This window comes from Sphingomonas sp. UYAg733, from assembly GCF_054057355.1.
This window is the reverse complement of the sequence record NZ_JBSRZE010000001.1, coordinates 732,908-750,955: the sequence shown is the minus strand read 5'-3', so window position 1 is coordinate 750,955 and position 18,048 is coordinate 732,908. Positions and strand designations below refer to the sequence as shown.

Below are 18,048 nucleotides of genomic sequence, written 5' to 3'. Positions count from 1 at the left end.
TAGGCGGCGTGCTCGGCCGCTGCAATCACAAGCTTGCCGCAGATGGCTCGGACTGCCAAAAGATGCATCCGATCTGACACGGAATTTGCCGATGCGCCTTTCGATCATGCTTCCCGCTTTATTGTCCGTCGCTTCGCCCGCGCTTGCGCAGGACAAGCCTGCCATCTCCGTACAGACCCTGAAGGATGTGACGCAAACTCTGTCGTCCGATGCGTTCGAGGGGCGGGCGCCCGCAACGCCGGCGGAGGAGAAGACGCTCGCCTATATCGTCGAGCGTTTCGAGAAAGCGGGCCTGAAACCCGCCAACAAGGGCCGTTGGTATCAGGACGTACCGCTGGTCGAGATCACCGCGAGCGACGTGACCCCGCTAAACTTTACCGGCGGCAGGGCACCGGTAACGGCGGCTTATCGCAGCGATCTGGTCATCGCGACCTATCGCGTCGTGCCGAAGATCGCGATCAAGGACAGCGACGTGGTGTTCGTCGGATACGGCATCAACGCGCCCGAGCGCGGCTGGAACGACTATGCCGGGATCGACGTGAAGGGGAAGACGGTCGTCATCCTGGTCAATGATCCGGACTGGAAGACGATGACTCTCGACGGCCCGTTTGGCGGTCGCGCGATGACCTATTATGGCCGCTGGACCTACAAGTTCGAGGAAGCCGCACGGCAGGGTGCCGCAGCGGCGATCATCGTCCATGATACCGAACCCGCCGCTTATGGCTGGGGCGTGGTGCAGTCGAGCTGGACCGGGCCGCAGCTGGAACAGGATACGCCGGGCGATCATCTCGACCAGAGCGAGGCGATCGGCTGGATTCAGAAACCCGTCGCCGAGGCGCTGTTCGCCAGCGCTGGTCAGGATTTCGCCGCGCTGTCCAACGCGGCGGCGACCAAGGGTTTCAAGGCCGTTCCGCTCGGCGTGAAGGCGTCGGTCGGCTTCACCAACACGATCCGGCGCCAGGCGTCGAAGAATGTCGTCGGTATCCTGCCTGGCACGGTCATGCCCGACGAGATCGTGCTCTACTCTGCCCATTGGGATCATCTTGGCCGCTGCGACGCGGTCAAGGGTGACGATATCTGCAACGGCGCGCTCGACAATGCGAGCGGTGTCGCCGGGCTGGTCGCGCTGGCCGAGGCTTCGGTGAAGGCCGGCCCGGCGAAGCGCAGCCAGGTCTTCCTGTCGGTCACCGCCGAGGAATCCGGCCTGCTAGGCTCGAAATTCTACGCCGAGAACCCGGTCTTCCCACTCGCCAGGACCGTCGGCGGGGTGAATATGGATGGCCTCAACGTAAACGGTAAGGCGAAGGACTTCGTGCTGGTCGGCGCCGGCAAGTCCGAGCTCGAGGATCTGGTCAAGCCGCTGGTCGCCGCCGAAAATCGGGTGATCACGCTCGAATCCAACCCCGAGCGCGGCTCCTATTATCGCTCCGACCATTTCAGCTTCGCCAAACTCGGCGTACCGATGCTCTATGGCGAAAGCGGCGAAGATCTGGTCGTCGGCGGCGTCGCGGCGGGCAAAGCCGCGCGGGAGGATTATGTCGTCAACCGCTACCACAAACCGCAGGACGAATATGGCACGAACTGGAACTGGGACGGCGCGGTGTCCGACCTGAACATCTATTACGCGCTGGGTCACGGTCTCGCGGAAAGCGATATCTGGCCGAACTGGTATGCCGCCGCTGAATTCCGCAGCGTTCGCGACAAGAGCCGCGCGGGCGCGAAGTAAAGGTCTGTCGATGCCGAACCGCGTTACCCAGCCCGCCGAATGGGCGCGTCACAAGGCCGTTTGGATCGGCTTTCCGAGCCATCCGGAACTGTGGCTTGACGATCTGGAGCCGGCGCGCGCGGAAGTGACCGCCTTTGCCCGCGCGATCCACGCCGGGGGCAAGGGTGAGCGCGTCATTCTCGTCGCCGCCGACGCGGAGGCCGCCGCTGCCGCCAGGGAACTGGCCGACGATGTAGCCGAGATCGTCGTCGAGCCGTTCGGTGATATCTGGCTGCGCGATACCGCTGCGATCGTACTGAGCGACCACAGCGCGCGCGATTTCCGCTTCAACGGCTGGGGTGGCAAATACGATCTGCCCGGCGACGACGATATCGGCGCTCGCCTTGCCGCGCGCCGCAGCATCCGTACCGAACGCTGCGACTGGATCCTGGAGGGCGGCGCGATCGACAGCGACGGCACCGGCCTGGTCGTCACGACCGAGCAGTGCTTGCTCAACCACAATCGCAATCCCGGCCTGTCGAGATCGGAGATCGAATTGCGGCTGCTCGAGGATCTCGGTTTTTCGGAAGTCATCTGGCTCGGCGAGGGGCTGATGCACGACCATACCGATGGCCATGTCGATAACCTCGCGCGCTTCGTGGCGCCGGGGAAGCTGGCGATCCCGATCGCGGCGGACAATGATCCCAATTGGCTGGTCTATCAGCACGCCGCGCGCGACGCCGCGCGCCACGAGGTCGAGATCGTGCCGATCCCTTCGCCCGGCCGCGTGCTGCGCGACGAGGAAATCGTGCCGGCCAGCTATATGAATTTCTATATCGGCAATGCGACCGTGGTCGTGCCGCAATATGGCGCGCCCAATGACGCGGCGGCGGTCGCGGCGATCGGCGCACTGTTCCCGGACCGCGAAACGGTCGGCCTGCATGCCGACCATATCCTGACCGGTGGCGGCAGCTTCCACTGCATCAGCCAGCAGATTCCCGGCTGATCAGCCTTCCGGACCGCCGGTGATCCGGCGCGGCAACGCTCTCGCGTCGATGTCGTCGATCAGCCGCGCATTGACCCCGACTTTCGCCCCGACGCCGCCAGGGTAGCATTCCTCCTCCAGCCCGGGATGGATACGCCAGCCGATCATTGCGCTGCACCGGGAACAGAAGCGGAAATCGAGCAGCCGGTCGCCCCATTGATAGATCGACAGCGCCGCTTCGCCCTGGGTGATCGCGAACTGGTCGGGCGGATAATAGCAGCACAGCGAGCCGAGTTTGGAGCAGATCGAACAGTGACACTCGGTCACCTCGACCGGCGGCGCGGGCACGGTGAAGCGCACCGTCCCGCAATGACAGCCGCCGCCAGTCATAGCCGTTCAAGCATCCGCTCGATCGATTCGTGGTGCGTTTCATTGTCGCCGCATTCGCGCTCCAGCATCTCCCGGATCCGCTCAAGCTCGTTCTGGGTCAGATGTTCGATGCCGATGAAATCGGTGCGCGCTTCGGTATTGGCGCGAATCAACTCGTCGAGCTTAGCCTGGATCGCGCTGGCGTCGCGATTCTGCGCATTCTGGATCAGGAACACCATCAGGAAAGTGACGATGGTCGTGCCGGTGTTGATCACCAGCTGCCAGGTGTTCGAATAAGCGAACATCGGACCGGTGACGCCCCACACCAGCACGATGAGGAATGCGGCCATGAAGGCGGGTGGCTTGCCCGCCCAGCTCGCCACACCCTGCGCGATCCGCTCGAATAACCGTTCCACATCCAACTCCCTGCCGATTTGAAACCGAACGCTGAATCGCTAAGTATGATCCATGACCGAAATCACCGTCGCCGCGCTCCAGACTGGCTTTACCGATGATATGGACGCGAACATCGCCCATGTCTCCGCTCTCGTGCGCGAAGCGGCGGCGAAGGGCGCGCAGGTGATCCTGCCGCCCGAATTGTTTGAGGGCGAATATTTCTGCCGCGTCGAGGACGAGGGGCTGTTCGCCAATGCCAAGCCTGCTGGCAAACACCAGGCGGTGCTGGCAATGCAACGGCTCGCGTCGGAACTCGGCGTCTATATCCCGACCAGCTTCTTCGAGGCCGACGGTCCGCATCATTATAACAGCCTGGCGATGATCGGCCCCGATGGCGCGGTGATGGGCGTCTATCGCAAGAGCCACATCCCCGACGGCCCGGGTTATGAGGAGAAATTTTATTTCCGGCCCGGCAATACCGGCTTCAAGGTCTGGCCGGGGCCATCCGCCACCTTGGGCGTCGGCGTGTGCTGGGATCAATGGTACCCCGAAACCGCGCGCGCGATGATGCTGATGGGCGCGGAGATCCTGTTCTACCCGACCGCGATCGGCAGCGAGCCGCACGACACTTCGCTCGATACCGCGCGACTATGGCGTCGCGCGATGGTCGGCCATGCGGTGTCCAATGTCGTCCCGATCGTCGCCGCCAACCGCATCGGCGTGGAACATGGCCAGACCTTTTACGGCACCAGCTTCATCGCCGACGAACGTGGCGACATTCTCGCCGAACTGGGCCGCGAAGAGACCGGCGTGATCACCGCGACGATCGACCTCGACCGCGTCAAGCGCCACCGCGCGGCATTCGGTTTCTTCCGCGACCGGCGGCCCGACCTTTACGGGCGGCTGGTGCAGGATATCTAGCGCCGCCTTGGCCTTTACAGATCTATCTCACCCGATCGCCCGATCGGAAAGGTGAGATTCCGTGCGTCCGATATTGTCCTATTCCCCGGCGACAGGCGATGACGGGAAATATCGAGCTATCTTCAATTCCAGTAGCCGAACGAGTTCAGGCTGCATGAATTCATAATCGTCGGGAATATCCAGACAGATGACGCGCGCTTGCTTCAGGGCTGCGCGAAAGCGCTTTTGCAGCTTGTTACGATGCACCTTTTCCATGACGAAGATCACATCCGCCCATTCGACCAGCTCGGCGGTCAGCGGATTGTCGGCGTCGTGATTGGTACCGGCCGAATCGACTTCAATATCCGGTCGCGACGCGAAGACTTGTTCGGCGGTCGGACTGCGCAGCCGGTTCTGACTGCACACGAACAGGATTTTCTTCACGCCGGACGCAGTTCAAGCGCACGTGCGAACACCGCATCGAACATCTCGGCGGTGAGCCGCCCGGTGTTCTGATTGTAGCGCGAGCAGTGATAGCTATCGATCAGGATACGGCCATCAGGCACGCGGTGTTCCGCGAGATGTGCGAAGCGGCATTTGGGCAATTTGCCGCCCAGGATCTTGACTGCCGACTGATGCGCGATCTGGCCCAGCGCGACATAGATGCGCGCCTTGGGCAACGCCGCGGCCTGACTGGCGAGAAACGGCCGGCAGGTGCGGATTTCCTCGGGCGTCGGTTTGTTCTGCGGCGGGAGGCATTTGACCGCGTTGATAATGATCGCGCCTTCAAGCTTGAGCGAATCATCCGGTGCGCCTTCGTAAACACCGTTCGCCAGCCCGAACCTGACCAGCGTCTCGAACAATAATGGCCCCGACTGGTCGCCTGTAAAGGCCCGCCCGGTGCGGTTGGCGCCATGTTTGCCCGGCGCCAGTCCGACGATCGCCAGCCAGGCATCCGGGTCGCCAAACGCATTGACCGGCGCATTCCACCAATCGGGATGCTCGGCCTGCAATTCTTCGCGGAACGCGACGAGGCGTGGACAGCGCGGGCAATCGTGCGGCGGCTCGGTGGTCGGCAAAGGACTGGGTGCGAAATTCATCGATAAGCGATACGCAGCTTGCCGTGCCGAACTCAACCTATGCCCCCCTTTCGACCTACGTCATCGCCATCGGATCGAACCGACGCGGTTGTCATGGTGCTCCGCATGCGCAGGTTGCGGCGGCGATTCGCGCGCTTGGCGGCGTCGTGGCGACCGGCCCCGTCATCACCAGTGCGCCGGTCGGCCCTTCGACCCGGCGCTTTGCGAACAGCACGATCCTGATCGAAACATCCGAGGATCCATCCGAATTGCTTGCCCGGCTAAAGTCGATCGAGCGCGATTTCGGGCGACGGCGCGGGCAGCGCTGGGGCGCGCGGGTCATCGACCTCGATATCATCCTGTGGTCGGGCGGTGCGTGGGACGATGCGGGGCTAATCATCCCGCATATCGATTTCCGTGAGCGCCGTTTCGTGCTCGATCCACTCGCCCGCATTGCGCCCGACTGGCGCGATCCGATCACCGGTCTGACCGTGCGGCAACTCGCCCACCGTCTACGCGCGGTTGACCAGCGCGCGTCGCGCCCGTAACGCGCGTCACTTGCCCGGCATGTGTGGGGGCCCGTAGCTCAGTTGGTAGAGCAACGGACTTTTAATCTGTAGGTCTCGGGTTCGAATCCCGACGGGCCCACCATCGCCGTGAGACCATCGCCATGATCAGCCGATATGATCGCTAACAACCCGCTCCATGCCGAGGGCATCGATTCCGCAGGCGCAATCCCGGGCGGTGTGCGCAATCCCCCCTGGCTGCTCGCTGCGAGCGGCGCGGCAGCGCTGGCGGCGCTGATCCTTACCCTGATCGGCCTGTTCATCGACCGCGGCCACCGCTTCGCATTCGATTCGGCGATCCTGCTCGCCGCACGCGGCGGCTCGGCGCACGGCGTGCCGGTCGGACCGTCATGGATGAAGCCGGCGGCAGTTGACATCACTGCGCTGGGCGGCGTGACCGTGCTGACCCTGATCGTCACGGTCACCGTCGGTTTCCTCGCGGTCAGGCGGTTGTGGCTGACCATGGCGCTGGTGCTTGGCGGAACGATCAGTGGCTCGATCGCGGTCGGCCTCGTCAAACTGCTGGTCGGGCGGCCGAGGCCGGAGCTGACCGATCATCTCGTGCAGGTCAGTTCCGCGAGTTTTCCGAGCGGCCATGCCGCGAACAGCGCGATCGTCTATCTGACCATCGCCACGTTAGTCATGCAGATCGTGCAGGGCCGTGGCGCGCGCAGCTACATCCTGATCGTCGCGGCCTTGCTGGTCACCGCGATCGGCATGAGTCGGGTCTATCTCGGCGTGCACTGGCCGAGCGACGTGCTCGGCGGCTGGGCGTTCGGCACGCTCTGGGCGACCGGCTGGTGGTCGATCGGCGCCTGGGCGCGGCTAAGGCGCGCTGGCGTCTCAGTCCTCCACCCCGGCGAGTAGCCGCTTCGCCGATTTGAGGTGCGGCGCATCGACCATCTTGCCGTCGAGTGCCAGCGCGCCCGCGCCGGGATTGGCTTCGAACAGCGCGATGACGCGGCGCGCATGCGCGATTTCGCCCTCGCCCGGAGAGAATGCGGCGTTGATCACCGCAACCTGGTCCGGATGGATCGCCATCATCCCGGTAAAGCCGTCGCGCCGCGCACGCGCGGCATAGGCCGCCAGACCGTCGAGATCGCGGAAATCGGGATAGACCGTCTCGATCGCCGGCACCCCCGCCGCATGCGCGCCGAACAGGGTCAGCGAGCGGGCCAGCTGATACGGCGCGGTGAAACTACCGTCTGCCTCGCGTGAGGTCGCTGCGCCGATCGCGGCGGGCAGATCCTCGGCACCCCAAGTCAGGCCGGCAAGACGCGGCGTGACACCGCCATAGCTACCGAGCAAGAAAATCGCCGCCGCAGTCTCGGTTGCGATCGGCAGGATCGCGATGTCGCCCGACAATCGCGCGTCGAGCGCGGCGAGCGAGGCGGCGCCTTCGGCCTTGGGCAGCAGCAGACCATCAGGTCCGGCGGGCAGTATTGCGGCAAGATCGTCATCGATCAGGCCCGAGTCGAGCGGATTGACCCGGACATAGAGCGTCGCGGTACGCGGTCGGCGCAGAAATGCCGCCACCGCCGCACGCGCCTCGGGCTTGGCCGACAGGCTGACCGAATCCTCCAGATCGAGGATCAGCACATCGGCACCGAACCCAAGCGCCTTTTCCATCCGGTCGGGACGGTCGCCGGGAACGAACAGCAGCGAGCGTAGGCGGGGCATCGGATTCTCCTTTCAGGGCAAGAAGTCCCCCTAGCATAGACGGACCGTGGCAAGGCAACGACGAAGCGTCTTGTGACTTTATACCATTACATCTATTGCGCTGCACAAGAAACGAAAGGGCCTTCATGATTCGCCATATCCTGCTCGCCAGCACCGCCTTCGCCTTTGCCCAACCAGCGCTTGCCCAGGACGCGTCTGGCGGTCCTTCGGCGGCTGTCCCGCCTCCCGTCAAAGCGGAACACGATGACGACAAGCGCGACATCATCATCACCGCTCCGTTCGCGCAGAGCGAAGCCGACGTACTGTCGGGCACTTCGGTCCTGTCCGGTGCCGAATTGACGCGGAGCTTGAAGCCAACGATCGGCGAAACGCTTGCCCGGCTGCCTGGCGTGTCGGCGACTTCATTCGGCCCCAGCGCCTCACGCCCGATTCTGCGCGGTTTCCAGGGCGAGCGCATCCGCGTGCTGACCGACGGGATCGGATCGATCGACGTGTCCAACACCTCGGTCGATCACGCCGTGATCATCGACCCGCTGCTCGCCGAGCGCATCGAAGTGCTGCGCGGCCCGTCAGCCCTGTTGTTCGGATCCTCCGCGGTCGGCGGCGTGGTCAATGTCATTGACACGCGCATTCCGCGCAGCGTGCCGGTAAACGGCTATCGGCTGAGCGGTACCACTACCTACGGCTCGGCCGCCAACGAGCGGTCGTTCGGCGGGGCCGGCGACGTCGCGGTCGGCCAGCACCTCGTGCTTCATGCCGATGGTTCCTATTCGAACACCGACGATCTGCGCATCGGCGGGTACGCGTTGACTCCGGAGCGCCGCCGCGAGGCGCTCGCCACCAGCCTGTTGCCGGTCGATCCCGCCGACCCCGAACCGATCGATTATGCCGCCAATGCGGCGATCAAGGGCAAGCTGCCCAATTCGGCGAGCAAGACCTGGACCGCCGGCGCCGGTGCGTCGATCATCACCGACAGCGGCAATCTCGGCGTTTCGTACAGCCATTATGACAGCTTGTATGGCGTGCCGATCCGCTATGCGACGCTGCCCGGCGAAGGCCAGGAGGCACCGCGCCTGTCGATCGTCCAGAACCGCGTCGATCTGCGCGGCGAAGTCGATACCGGCGGTGGTTTCCTCGACAAGATCAAGATCCGCGCCGGCCAGGCGACCTATCGCCATTTTGAACTCGCGCCGGACGGTGCGATCGGCACCGCCTTCTACAACAAAGGTCTCGAAGGTCGTCTCGAATTGATCCAGGCCGATCATGGCGGCTGGAAGGGCGCGTCAGGTGTGCAGTTCTTCAACCGCATCTTCGACGTGAAGGGCGATGAGGCTTTCCTGCCCAAGAACGAAACCAACCAGACCGGCCTTTTCACCCTGCAGCAACTCGATCTCGGCGCGTTCAAAGCCGAAGGCGGTGTGCGTTACGAACTGACCGATGTCGCGGCGCGCACCTTGGCCGACGATTTGCGCTTCTTCCAGGGCGCGCGTCACTTCCACGCGCTGTCCGGGTCGATCGGCGCATCCTATGCGATCAGCGATCCTATCCGCGTCGGTATCAACCTTTCGCATACCGAACGCGCACCGTCGGCGGAGGAATTGTTCGCCAATGGCGGCCATGCCGGAACGCAAGCCTATGAACTGGGCAGCGCCGATTTCCGGCTGGAGAAGAGCTGGGGTCTCGAAGCCACGCTCCACGCGCATGGTGAGGGCTTCAGCTTCGACGCCTCGGCCTATTACAACAAATTCTCCAACTATATCTCGGAGAACCAGGTCGATCAGGCGGTGTGCGAGGCCGCAGCCGCACCGAGCGGCCGCAACGTGGAATTCCCTTGCTTCCAGTTCAGCCAGGCCGATGCGCGCTATTATGGCTTCGAAGCGCAAGGGTCGATTGTGCTGACACGGATCGGCGATTTCAAGATCAACGCCGATGCGCTGGGCGACTATGTCCATGCCAACATCGTCGATCAGGGGCCGATCCCACGCATCCCCGCACCGCGCGTGCTCGGCGGGCTGGAAGCGCAATCGGACCGGATCACCGGCCGAATCGAGGCCGAGCGCGTCTTCGACCAGAATCGCGTGACCGATTTTGAGACCCCGACCAAGGGTTATACCATGGTCAACGCCTCGATCTCGCTCAGCCCGTTCGGCGCGGACAACAAGACCACGCTCAACATCAGCGCCAACAACATTTTCGATGTCGATGCGCGCCGCCATGCCAGCTTCCTGAAGGATTTCGCGCCGCTTGCCGGACGCGACATCCGCGCAACTCTGCGCTTCAGCCTCTGACTCTCCTGTGCCCGCTCGCCCGTGATTTATCGGGGCGGGCGGGTTTTTGCGCGTGAGCGCGCCGCGCTACAGCGCGTCGATCGCCTCGGCGAGTGGGCGGATCGCATCGGCCTGCTGATCCCAGCTGATCACCAGCCGCGCCTCGCCCGGACCCCAGTCGTAAAAATCGAAACCCTTGGCGCGCAGCTTTTCGGCCTCTCCGGCGGTGACGCGCAGGAACACCTCGTTCGCTTCGACCGGATGGACCAGCCGGTCGCCCGCGGCTTCGGCCAGGATGGTCGCACCAGCATTCGCCGAGCGCGCATTGTCGAGCCAAAGATCATGATCGAGCAGCGCATGTATCTGCGCCGCGAGATAACGGCCCTTGGACAGCAACAGCCCGGCGCGCTTGCGGCGATACAGCGTCGCGGCGGCCAGGTCGGTCTTGAAGAAGATCAGCGCCTCGGCGCTCATCCCGCCATTCTTGACGAAACCGAAGCTCAGCGCATCGACCCCGGCGCGCCAGGTCAGGTCGGCCGGCGTGCAGCCGAGATGCGCAACCGCATTGGCGAAGCGCGCGCCGTCCATATGCAGGCCGAGTCGGCGTTCGCGCGCGAGATGGCCAATCGCCGCGACCTCATTGGGGGTATAGACGCGACCATATTCAGTCGCGTTAGTGATCGAGATCGCATGCGGCTGAACCTGATGCACGTCGTTGCGCGTCGCATCGAGCAGGGCGAGGATGGTCTCGGGCGTCAGCTTGGCTCCCTCGCCCTCACCAAGCAGCAGCTTTGCACCATGAGTGTAGAATTCCGGCGCGCCGCATTCGTCGTTCTGGATATGGGCGTCGCGGTGACACACCACCGCACCGTGCGGCGGACACAGCGCGGCAAGCGCCAAACAATTGGCCGCGGTGCCCGAGGGCACCCATAGCGCGCGCACTTCCGCTTCGAACAGGTCGGAGAAACGCGCATCGAGCTGGCGGCTCCAGCCATCGCCGTCATAGGCGGTGTCGAGTGTATTGGCCTGTTCGAGCGCCGCGAAAACAGCGGGATGAACCGGGGCGGCGTTATCGGAGAAGAAGCGCATGCCGCATGCCTTGCGGCGACGGTCGGGCCTCGTCAACCGTGGAGGTTCAAGACGGCACCAACCCGGCGAATCCCAAACAGATTACCGCTCGTCGGGCGCCTGCTCGTCATATTGCGGTTCGTCATAGCGCGGCGCGCGGTCCTCGCGGCGCGGTCGGTCGCTACGATCGCCGCGGTTCGAGCGATTGATCTCGATGCTGCCATCCTGGCCGACGCGCAGATTGAGGCCAAGGCCCTCAAGGTCACCCTCGAGCGGGACGTTGACGCCGTCGACACCGATCAGATTGGCGGCATCCGGATCGACCTCTTCTTCGGTCACCTCCGGTTCGGGCGCGACGGCGGGGCCGACGCCCAGCGCACTCATCATGAAGGCGCGCCAGATTCGTGCCGGGATGCCGCCGCCCGACAGACCCGCATTCGGCGTATTGTCGTCATTGCCGACCCACACCCCGACCACCAGATCGCCGGCAAAACCGATGAACAGCGCGTCGCGATTGTCCTGCGTCGTGCCGGTCTTGCCATAGGTCTTGATCGACAATGCCGCCTGACGCCCGGTGCCGGTTTCGGCCGAGGCGGAGAGCAGGTCGAGCATATTGTCGTGCAGATCGCCGGTCAGCGGGTGTGCGCCCTGGGTCAGGCTTTGCAGCCAACTGCGCTCGCCGCTCGGCTCGATCCCGCGCGGTCGCACCGGATAGCCTTGCGCAGCGATCGAGGCATAGGCCGAGGTCAATTCGAGCAGCGACACGGTCGAAGTGCCGAGCGCGATCGTCGCCTCATTGGCGATCGGGGTCGAGATGCCGAGATCGCGCGCGGCGCGCGTCACGTTCTTCACCCCGACTTGCTGGATCAGCCGTGCGGCCGCGACGTTGCTTGATTTGGCGAAGGCGCGACGCAGCGTGATCTCGCCCTCATAACGGCCATCGCTGTTCTTCGGCGACCAGTCGGCGATCGTCACCGGTTCGTCCTCGATCTTCGAATCAGGCGTCAGACCGCTGCGCAGCGCGGCGAGATAGACGAACAGCTTGAACGCGGAACCCGGCTGGCGCCGCGCCTGGACAGCGCGATTGAACGTGCTGTCGGTATAGGATTTGCCACCGACCATGGCGACGACCCGGCCATCGGGGCGCATCGCGACCAGCGCGACCTGCGCCTGACGCAACCCCGCGCTCCTGATCGCGCGCTCCGCGGCCTTTTGCAGACGGCGGTCGAGCGTGGTCTTGACCGTGGTTTCGGTCGCGATCTCGCCTGCGCGATCGCGCGCCGCCGGCAGCACCCAGTCGGCGAAATAGGTGCCATCGGGCAACGACTTGATCTTGCTCGTCGACAGCCGCGCCGGCGACACGTCGGCGGCCACCGCCTTGTCAAGGAAACCGGCATCGACCATCGCCGCGACGACCAGCTTCTGCCGGTCGCGCGCGCCCTTCAGATTGACCGTCGGCGCAAGCCGCGAAGGCGCCTTGACCAGCCCGGCGAGCATCGCCGCCTGGCCGATCGAAAGGGACTCGGGCTCGCGGTTGAAATAATGTTTCGACGCCGCGCGCAGGCCATAGACGTTATCGCCGAAATAGACGTTCGACAGATAGCGCGAGAGGATCTCGTTCTTCGACAGCCATGCCTCGAGCCAGAAGGCGATCAGGACTTCACGGAATTTGCGCGCCGCGGTCCGGTCCGAATCGAGAAAGGCGTTCTTGGCGAGCTGCTGGGTGATCGTGCTGCCGCCCTGGCTGCGCCCGTCGCTGGTGACATTGTGCCAAAAGGCGCGGGCGATGCCGCGCGGGTCGACGCCCCAATGCGATTTGAAGCGCCGGTCCTCGATCGCGAGAAAGGCGTTGGTGACGTTGGCGGGCAGCTTCGACGCATCGACCGGCCTGCCGATGATCGCACCGCGCCGCGCGATCGGCGTGCCGTCTTCGGCGAGCAGCGTGATGCTCGGCGGCGTCGGCGGTTCGAGCGATTTCGACAGGGGTGCGGTGAAGATCAGCCAGATTACCGCAACCACGAACAGCAATATGCCGACGCCAAGGATGCGCATCGGCCAGCGCCAGCGCGACCCGCGATAGGCGACCGGCAAATTGGTCGTGTAGCCATCGGCATCGGCATCATAATCGTCGCCACCGCCCGAATAACCACCCGGCGGCGGCAACCCGCCGGACAGGTCGAGCGGCGACCGGTCGGTGCCATAGGCGGCACCGCCGGACGGCGATTTGCTCGACGGCGCGGTCGCCGGATCGAAGGGGTAAGGACGCATCGTTCTCGATCGTTCCCGGATCAGCCTGCCAACATGGCGAATGACTGTATTATCGTCATATAACAGTGACCGCAAGCAATTGGCTGCGGGGATGGACGCGCCCGGACCGCTCGGGCACAGGCGATGGTGAAACGAAACGCCGGAGCGACAAAGTGCGTGCGACCATCAAGGACGTATCCCGCGAAGCGGGGGTCTCGATCAAGACGGTATCGCGCGTGCTCAATAACGAGCGCTATGTCGGCACGGCGACGCGCGAGCGGGTGCAGGCGGCGGTCGCGCTGCTCAATTTCCGCCCGAGCACCGCCGCGCGCTCGCTCGCCGGGCGACGCAGCTTCCAGATCGCGCTGATCTGCGACAATCCCAGCCCCTATTATGTCTATGAGATGCAATCGGGAATCCGCGACCGTTGCGCGTCGGACGGGGTGAGGATGATCGCCCAGCCTTATGATCGCAATTCGGATAGGTTGCTCGACGATGTCGAGAGCCTGGTAGATGCAACCAATGTGGATGGATTGATCCTGACCCCGCCGGTAACCGACTATCCGGCGGTGCTCGACCTGCTCGCGCGGCGTGGGGTGCGCTTCGTGCGCATATCGCCGGGCGGCGATGTCGACCTGACCTCCTCCACCTTCATCGACAATGAACAAGCGGCGCAGGTAATGACCGAGCATCTGATCGGGCTCGGCCATCGCCGTATCGGCTTTGTCGCCGGCCATCCAAGCTATGCGACGAGCGGACAGCGGCGGAGCGGCTATCTCAAGGCGTTGCAAGCGGCGGGCATCGCATCCGACCCGGCGCTGATCGCCGAGGGCAGCTACGACTTCGCCTCGGGCGCCGCCGCCGCCGAGACATTGTTGTCGCTGGACGCGCCGCCAAGCGCGATCTTCGCGTCGAGCGACGACATGGCGGCCGGTACGCTGACCGTCGCGCACCGGCGCGGGATCAGCGTGCCAGGGCAGCTGTCGGTCGCCGGATTCGACGACACCGCGCTCGCCGGCTTCGTCTGGCCGCCACTGACCACGATCCGCCAGCCGACCCGGCAGATGGCGTTTCAGGCGGCGGATCTGCTGCTAGCGGGCGAGGATGCGCCGGTCGAACGGCGCGAGATCGGCTTCGAGCTTGTGGTGCGGGACTCTACCGGGCCAGCACCCAGGTAGGCGCCTGCATAGCGGCTCAGGTCAGGTGCGAGGCCATTGCGCGTTGAGCACCGCGGCAATCCTGTTTTAGACACTAAGAAAGAGCGCGCAGGTATAAGTCCGGCATGGGATGACCTGCCCGATCTTGGATGATGGTTGAATCGCCACCGGCACAGGGCTGCGGGAACGGCTGAGACGGCAGGCGGCGGGAGATATGTCACACCGGTATGTGACATATCCTTTCGGCCATGACCTCAACGAGAGCATCATAAAGTCCATTATATATCAGATGGTTAAACTGAAATAGGCGCGGCCGGACGCGGGACACATCTTTCTGACGATTTGTCGATATCACTTCGCCCAGGCTCCATTCCGCATGAACGGGGCGGCATAAATCCATGGCGCGCCAGGCGTGTTATCCGACGAGCACCAGCGCCGCCCCCAGTGCGAGCAGGAACGCCACGACCGTCGCCGCAAGGATCACGAACATCGGCTTCGGCCCAGCCTCGAGCAGTTGCGACAAGGGCGAGCGGATCGCCGTCGCGGTGACCGCCGCGGCGAGCAGGCCGGCGGCGATCTGTTCCGCGCCTTTCGCCACCACCACCGGGACCACCCCGAAGGAATTGATCCCGGCGAGAACGAAGAACCCGACCACGAACCAAGGGATGCCCGGCCCCTTCGAATGCGATGCATCGCCCCGCAGGAACAGCGCGACGATCGCCAGCACCGGCGCCAGCATCGCGACGCGAGTCAGCTTGACGATCGCCGCGATATCACCGGCATCCTTGGAATAGGAATAACCCGCACCCAGCGCCTGGGCGACGTCATGAATCGCCGCGCCGAGCATGAAGCCGGCCTTGAGATCGCTCATCGCCAGAGCGTGCGCCGCGATCGGGTAGAGCACCATTGCCAGCGCGCTCAGCGCCGAGATGCCGACCAGCACCATGGTCAATTGCGCCTGGCTGGTCCGTTTCTCACCCAGCGTGGTCGCCAGCGCCATCGCCGCCGAGGCTCCGCAGATCGCCACTGCGCCACCGGCCAATGTCCCGAACGCGGTGTCGAAACCGAAGCGCCGCGCCGCAAGGATGCCCGTGCCGATGGTCAGCGCTACGATGATCAGTACGCAGAGCAGCGCGACCGGTCCGAGCGCGACGATCTGCCCGAAGGTGATGCGCACGCCGACCAGCACGATACCCCAACGCAACAGCGAACGCGACGCGAAGGCGAGCCCCGGCGTCAGCCGCGTGTCGGCGCTGAGGAAATTGAGTGCGAGCCCGATGAGCAGTGCCATCAGCGTCAGTGGCGCGCCATAATGATCGGACACGAAAGCCGCGGCGAGCGTCCCCGCCGCGACGATCGCCAACCCGGGAAAATATCCTCGCCAACTCGCCTTGGGCGAGGGTTCGATATCGCCATAGAGGTCCGCTGCCATCGGCAGGGTCTTGTTTTGCCTGGTCGCCATGCAACGCTTTCATCTATCTGAGCCGGTACGACCAGCCGCTCGTCCACGCTATGGCAGTGTCGCCGCGAAATACAGTCACGAACCGTGAGAGCCTCTGCGCTTTAGACGGTAACAGCCCGAGTCGATGTGGTCGGAAAGACTTTAATGCGCCGCGACCGGCAGCGCCGTTCCCATCCCGTCCAGCGGCAGTTTCGGCAGGAGCAGCTGGATCGCGATCAGAGCGAGCAGATAGGACCCGGCGGCGAACAGGAATAGCGGCAGATAGCCAAGCCCGGCGGCGAGCGTCAGCCCCGCCACCTTGGCGATGACCATGCCGCCGATATTGCCGCTGAACGCGCCGAAGCTGGTGACGCGACCGATCCTTTCGGGGCGCGAGACATCGGCGATCAGTGCGAAAAGATTGACCGAGAAAGCCTGGTGCGCGGCCATCACCAAGCCGATCAGCGCGACCGCCAGCACATAGCTGTTCACCGTGTCGGCGAACGGCAGCGGCAAGGCGAGCAAGGCGGCGACGAGCAGCGACCCCTTGCGCACCCTCTCGACACTATAGCCCTGACGGATCAGCCTCGACGCGACGGTGCCGGCAATCAGCGATCCGATCGCGCTGCAGGTGTACGCAATCGCCAGCGGCGTGCCGAGTGCGATGCCGGTCAGTCCGAAGCTGCGGTGAAAGAAATCGGGCATCCAGAACAGCATAAGCCACCAGGTCGCGTCTGACAGGAATTTGGCGATGGCAATCGCCCAGGTTCGGCGCTCGACGAAGATGCTCCGTCCGATGGTGGTCGTCGCGGTCGCATCGCTGTGCGTCGGTGCGCCGTCGCCGGGGAACTGCACGCCTTTCACCGCGAGCAGCCAGACACCGGCCCAGACCAAGCCGAGCGCGCCGCCGATCAGGAACGCCGCGCGCCAGCCCCACAGCAGGGCAACGGTCGGGATGAGCAACGGCGTGACGATCGCGCCAAGACTGCCGACGGTATTGACCAGGCCATAGCCGAATGAGCGCATCGTCGGCGGGAAGATCACCGCGATCGTCTTGATCGCTGCCGGGGTGCCCATCGCCTCGGTCGCGCCGAGCGCGATGCGGCACAAGACGAAACTACTGAACCCGCGCGCAAAGGCGTGCGCCATCGCCGCAAGGCTCCACAGCGCCACGCCGATTGGATTGGCCCATTTGACTCCGAGTTTGTCGACCGCGAAGCCGGTGAACAGAAACGCCACCGCCGCCGACCCCTGGAACCAGGCGGCGAGCGTGCCATAGTCATTGTCGGTCCAGCCCATGTCGGCGGCGATATCGGGCTTGAGCACCGCGATGATCTGCCGATCGACCAGGTTGAGCAGCGTCGCGGTGATCGCCAACGCGAAGATGACGTTGCGGCGGGCCGGGGACAGAGTCACGAGCGGAGGGCTCGCCGGTTAAGCAAAGGTCACCTGCTCGCCACCCTGAACCAGTGCGATGGCATTGCGCCGCAACTGCTTGGTACCAGGATTGAGCATCGCTTCCGGCGTATATTGTGTCAGGAACACACGCCGCGCGCGATCGGTGCGATTGGCCCCGGTCGCGTGCAGCAACAGGCTGGAAAACGCGACGATGTCGCCCGCCTTGGCCTCGACGATGACCCCTTCCGCTTCAGCCGGCGCGCCGACCAGATCGTTGCTGCCCGACTGGCGTTCGTGCGGCACAATGCCGTACCGGTGGCTGCCCGGCATTAGCCGCACGGTGCCATTCTCGATCGTCGCGTCGTCGAGCGGACACCAGCAGGTGACATAGGGTGCGTGATCGGCCGGACCACCATTGCCGACGACATAACCCGAATCCTGATGCCAGGAAAATGGCAGTCCGCCCTCCGGCCCCTTCACGACGAACTGGTCGAAGAAGAAATAGGCGGTGTCGCCGATCGTCGCACGACACACATCAGCCATCGTCTCGCTGAACAGCATGCGACGGATGTCGGGTGCAACGCGCTGGCATTCATTGGCGAAGTAACGCTTGCCGCGATGGCTGATCCCGATCGTATCGACGCCCTGAGCATCCATCCGCGCATCCTCCCGCGCGACGAACGCATCGCATTCGCCGCGCAGCAGGTCGAGCGCATCACCGGTCAGCGCGCCCTTGAACACGGCATAGCCGTCCTCGACGAACTGCTGTGCCTGTTCCTGATAGTTCATC

General features: G+C 64.4%; 17 protein-coding genes and 1 tRNA gene. 8 read left to right on the top strand and 10 right to left on the bottom strand.

What is annotated here, in order from left to right:
- Positions 1 to 91: 91 nt before the first annotated feature.
- Positions 92 to 1,726, top strand: a complete 1,635-nt coding sequence (locus ACVWZA_RS03805; RefSeq protein ID WP_457309810.1) for a M28 family metallopeptidase — start codon at positions 92 to 94, stop codon at positions 1,724 to 1,726.
- A gap of 10 nt (positions 1,727 to 1,736) precedes the next feature.
- Positions 1,737 to 2,711, top strand: a complete 975-nt coding sequence (locus tag ACVWZA_RS03800) for an agmatine deiminase family protein (RefSeq protein WP_457309809.1) — start codon at positions 1,737 to 1,739, stop codon at positions 2,709 to 2,711.
- Here ACVWZA_RS03800 and ACVWZA_RS03795 read toward each other — a convergent pair whose 3' ends face one another.
- Both ACVWZA_RS03795 and ACVWZA_RS03790 read right to left on the bottom strand, forming a co-directional pair.
- Positions 2,712 to 3,080: a GFA family protein gene (locus ACVWZA_RS03795; protein ID WP_457309808.1), complete on the bottom strand. Its 369-nt coding sequence runs from the start codon at positions 3,078 to 3,080 to the stop codon at positions 2,712 to 2,714. It lies immediately after the preceding gene.
- Positions 3,077 to 3,475, bottom strand: coding sequence for a low affinity iron permease family protein (locus ACVWZA_RS03790; protein WP_457309807.1), 399 nt, complete (start codon positions 3,473 to 3,475; stop codon positions 3,077 to 3,079). The genes ACVWZA_RS03795 and ACVWZA_RS03790 overlap by 4 nt, the downstream gene beginning before the upstream one ends.
- Before the next feature lie 52 nt (positions 3,476 to 3,527).
- On the opposite strand from ACVWZA_RS03790, the gene aguB reads away from it, so the two are divergent.
- Positions 3,528 to 4,376, top strand: a complete 849-nt coding sequence (gene aguB, locus ACVWZA_RS03785) for an N-carbamoylputrescine amidase (protein ID WP_457309806.1) — start codon at positions 3,528 to 3,530, stop codon at positions 4,374 to 4,376.
- A gap of 78 nt (positions 4,377 to 4,454) precedes the next feature.
- Here aguB and ACVWZA_RS03780 read toward each other — a convergent pair whose 3' ends face one another.
- Positions 4,455 to 4,799: a low molecular weight protein tyrosine phosphatase family protein gene (locus ACVWZA_RS03780; protein WP_457309805.1), complete on the bottom strand. Its 345-nt coding sequence runs from the start codon at positions 4,797 to 4,799 to the stop codon at positions 4,455 to 4,457.
- Positions 4,796 to 5,455 carry a uracil-DNA glycosylase gene (locus tag ACVWZA_RS03775; RefSeq protein ID WP_457309804.1) on the bottom strand — a complete coding sequence of 220 codons (660 nt, stop codon included), beginning with the start codon at positions 5,453 to 5,455 and terminating at the stop codon, positions 4,796 to 4,798. Before ACVWZA_RS03775 ends, ACVWZA_RS03780 begins: the two co-directional genes overlap by 4 nt.
- A gap of 23 nt (positions 5,456 to 5,478) precedes the next feature.
- Here ACVWZA_RS03775 and folK point away from each other — a divergent pair, with 23 nt between their 5' ends.
- The 3 genes from folK (at position 5,479) to ACVWZA_RS03760 (ending at position 6,867) form a co-directional block, all read left to right on the top strand.
- Entirely contained in the window at positions 5,479 to 5,982 is a 504-nt protein-coding gene (gene folK, locus ACVWZA_RS03770) for a 2-amino-4-hydroxy-6-hydroxymethyldihydropteridine diphosphokinase (RefSeq protein WP_457309803.1), read from the top strand.
- A 27-nt stretch (positions 5,983 to 6,009) separates the two neighbouring features.
- Positions 6,010 to 6,085, top strand: a tRNA-Lys gene (locus ACVWZA_RS03765).
- A gap of 32 nt (positions 6,086 to 6,117) precedes the next feature.
- Complete coding sequence (locus tag ACVWZA_RS03760; protein ID WP_457309802.1) at positions 6,118 to 6,867, top strand: phosphatase PAP2 family protein; 750 nt, start codon at positions 6,118 to 6,120, stop codon at positions 6,865 to 6,867.
- On the opposite strand, the gene ACVWZA_RS03755 is transcribed toward ACVWZA_RS03760, so the two are convergent.
- Positions 6,844 to 7,680 (bottom strand): HpcH/HpaI aldolase/citrate lyase family protein, encoded by an 837-nt coding sequence (locus ACVWZA_RS03755; RefSeq protein ID WP_457309801.1) that lies wholly within the window; start codon positions 7,678 to 7,680, stop codon positions 6,844 to 6,846. The genes ACVWZA_RS03760 and ACVWZA_RS03755 overlap by 24 nt on opposite strands.
- Before the next feature lie 125 nt (positions 7,681 to 7,805).
- Here ACVWZA_RS03755 and ACVWZA_RS03750 point away from each other — a divergent pair, with 125 nt between their 5' ends.
- Positions 7,806 to 9,968 (top strand): TonB-dependent receptor, encoded by a 2,163-nt coding sequence (locus tag ACVWZA_RS03750; protein ID WP_457309800.1) that lies wholly within the window; start codon positions 7,806 to 7,808, stop codon positions 9,966 to 9,968.
- Between the two features lie 66 nt (positions 9,969 to 10,034).
- Here the strand turns inward: ACVWZA_RS03750 and ACVWZA_RS03745 are convergent, their stop codons facing one another.
- Positions 10,035 to 11,036, bottom strand: a complete 1,002-nt coding sequence (locus ACVWZA_RS03745) for a threonine aldolase family protein (protein WP_457309799.1) — start codon at positions 11,034 to 11,036, stop codon at positions 10,035 to 10,037.
- Positions 11,037 to 11,117: 81 nt separating this feature from the next.
- On the bottom strand, positions 11,118 to 13,283 hold the full coding sequence (locus tag ACVWZA_RS03740; RefSeq protein WP_457309798.1) for a transglycosylase domain-containing protein: 2,166 nt from the start codon (positions 13,281 to 13,283) through the stop codon (positions 11,118 to 11,120).
- A gap of 152 nt (positions 13,284 to 13,435) precedes the next feature.
- On the opposite strand from ACVWZA_RS03740, the gene ACVWZA_RS03735 reads away from it, so the two are divergent.
- The gene (locus ACVWZA_RS03735; protein ID WP_457309797.1) at positions 13,436 to 14,440 is read left to right on the top strand and encodes a LacI family DNA-binding transcriptional regulator; all 1,005 of its coding nucleotides are present in this window, start codon (positions 13,436 to 13,438) and stop codon (positions 14,438 to 14,440) included.
- Between the two features lie 394 nt (positions 14,441 to 14,834).
- Here the strand turns inward: ACVWZA_RS03735 and ACVWZA_RS03730 are convergent, their stop codons facing one another.
- The 3 genes from ACVWZA_RS03730 to ACVWZA_RS03720 form a co-directional block, all read right to left on the bottom strand.
- Complete coding sequence (locus tag ACVWZA_RS03730; RefSeq protein ID WP_457309796.1) at positions 14,835 to 15,881, bottom strand: YeiH family protein; 1,047 nt, start codon at positions 15,879 to 15,881, stop codon at positions 14,835 to 14,837.
- Between the two features lie 141 nt (positions 15,882 to 16,022).
- Positions 16,023 to 17,276 (bottom strand): MFS transporter, encoded by a 1,254-nt coding sequence (locus ACVWZA_RS03725; RefSeq protein WP_457309795.1) that lies wholly within the window; start codon positions 17,274 to 17,276, stop codon positions 16,023 to 16,025.
- A gap of 18 nt (positions 17,277 to 17,294) precedes the next feature.
- Positions 17,295 to 18,047, bottom strand: a complete 753-nt coding sequence (locus tag ACVWZA_RS03720; protein ID WP_457309794.1) for a phytanoyl-CoA dioxygenase family protein — start codon at positions 18,045 to 18,047, stop codon at positions 17,295 to 17,297.
- Between the last annotated feature and the right edge of the window lies 1 nt (position 18,048).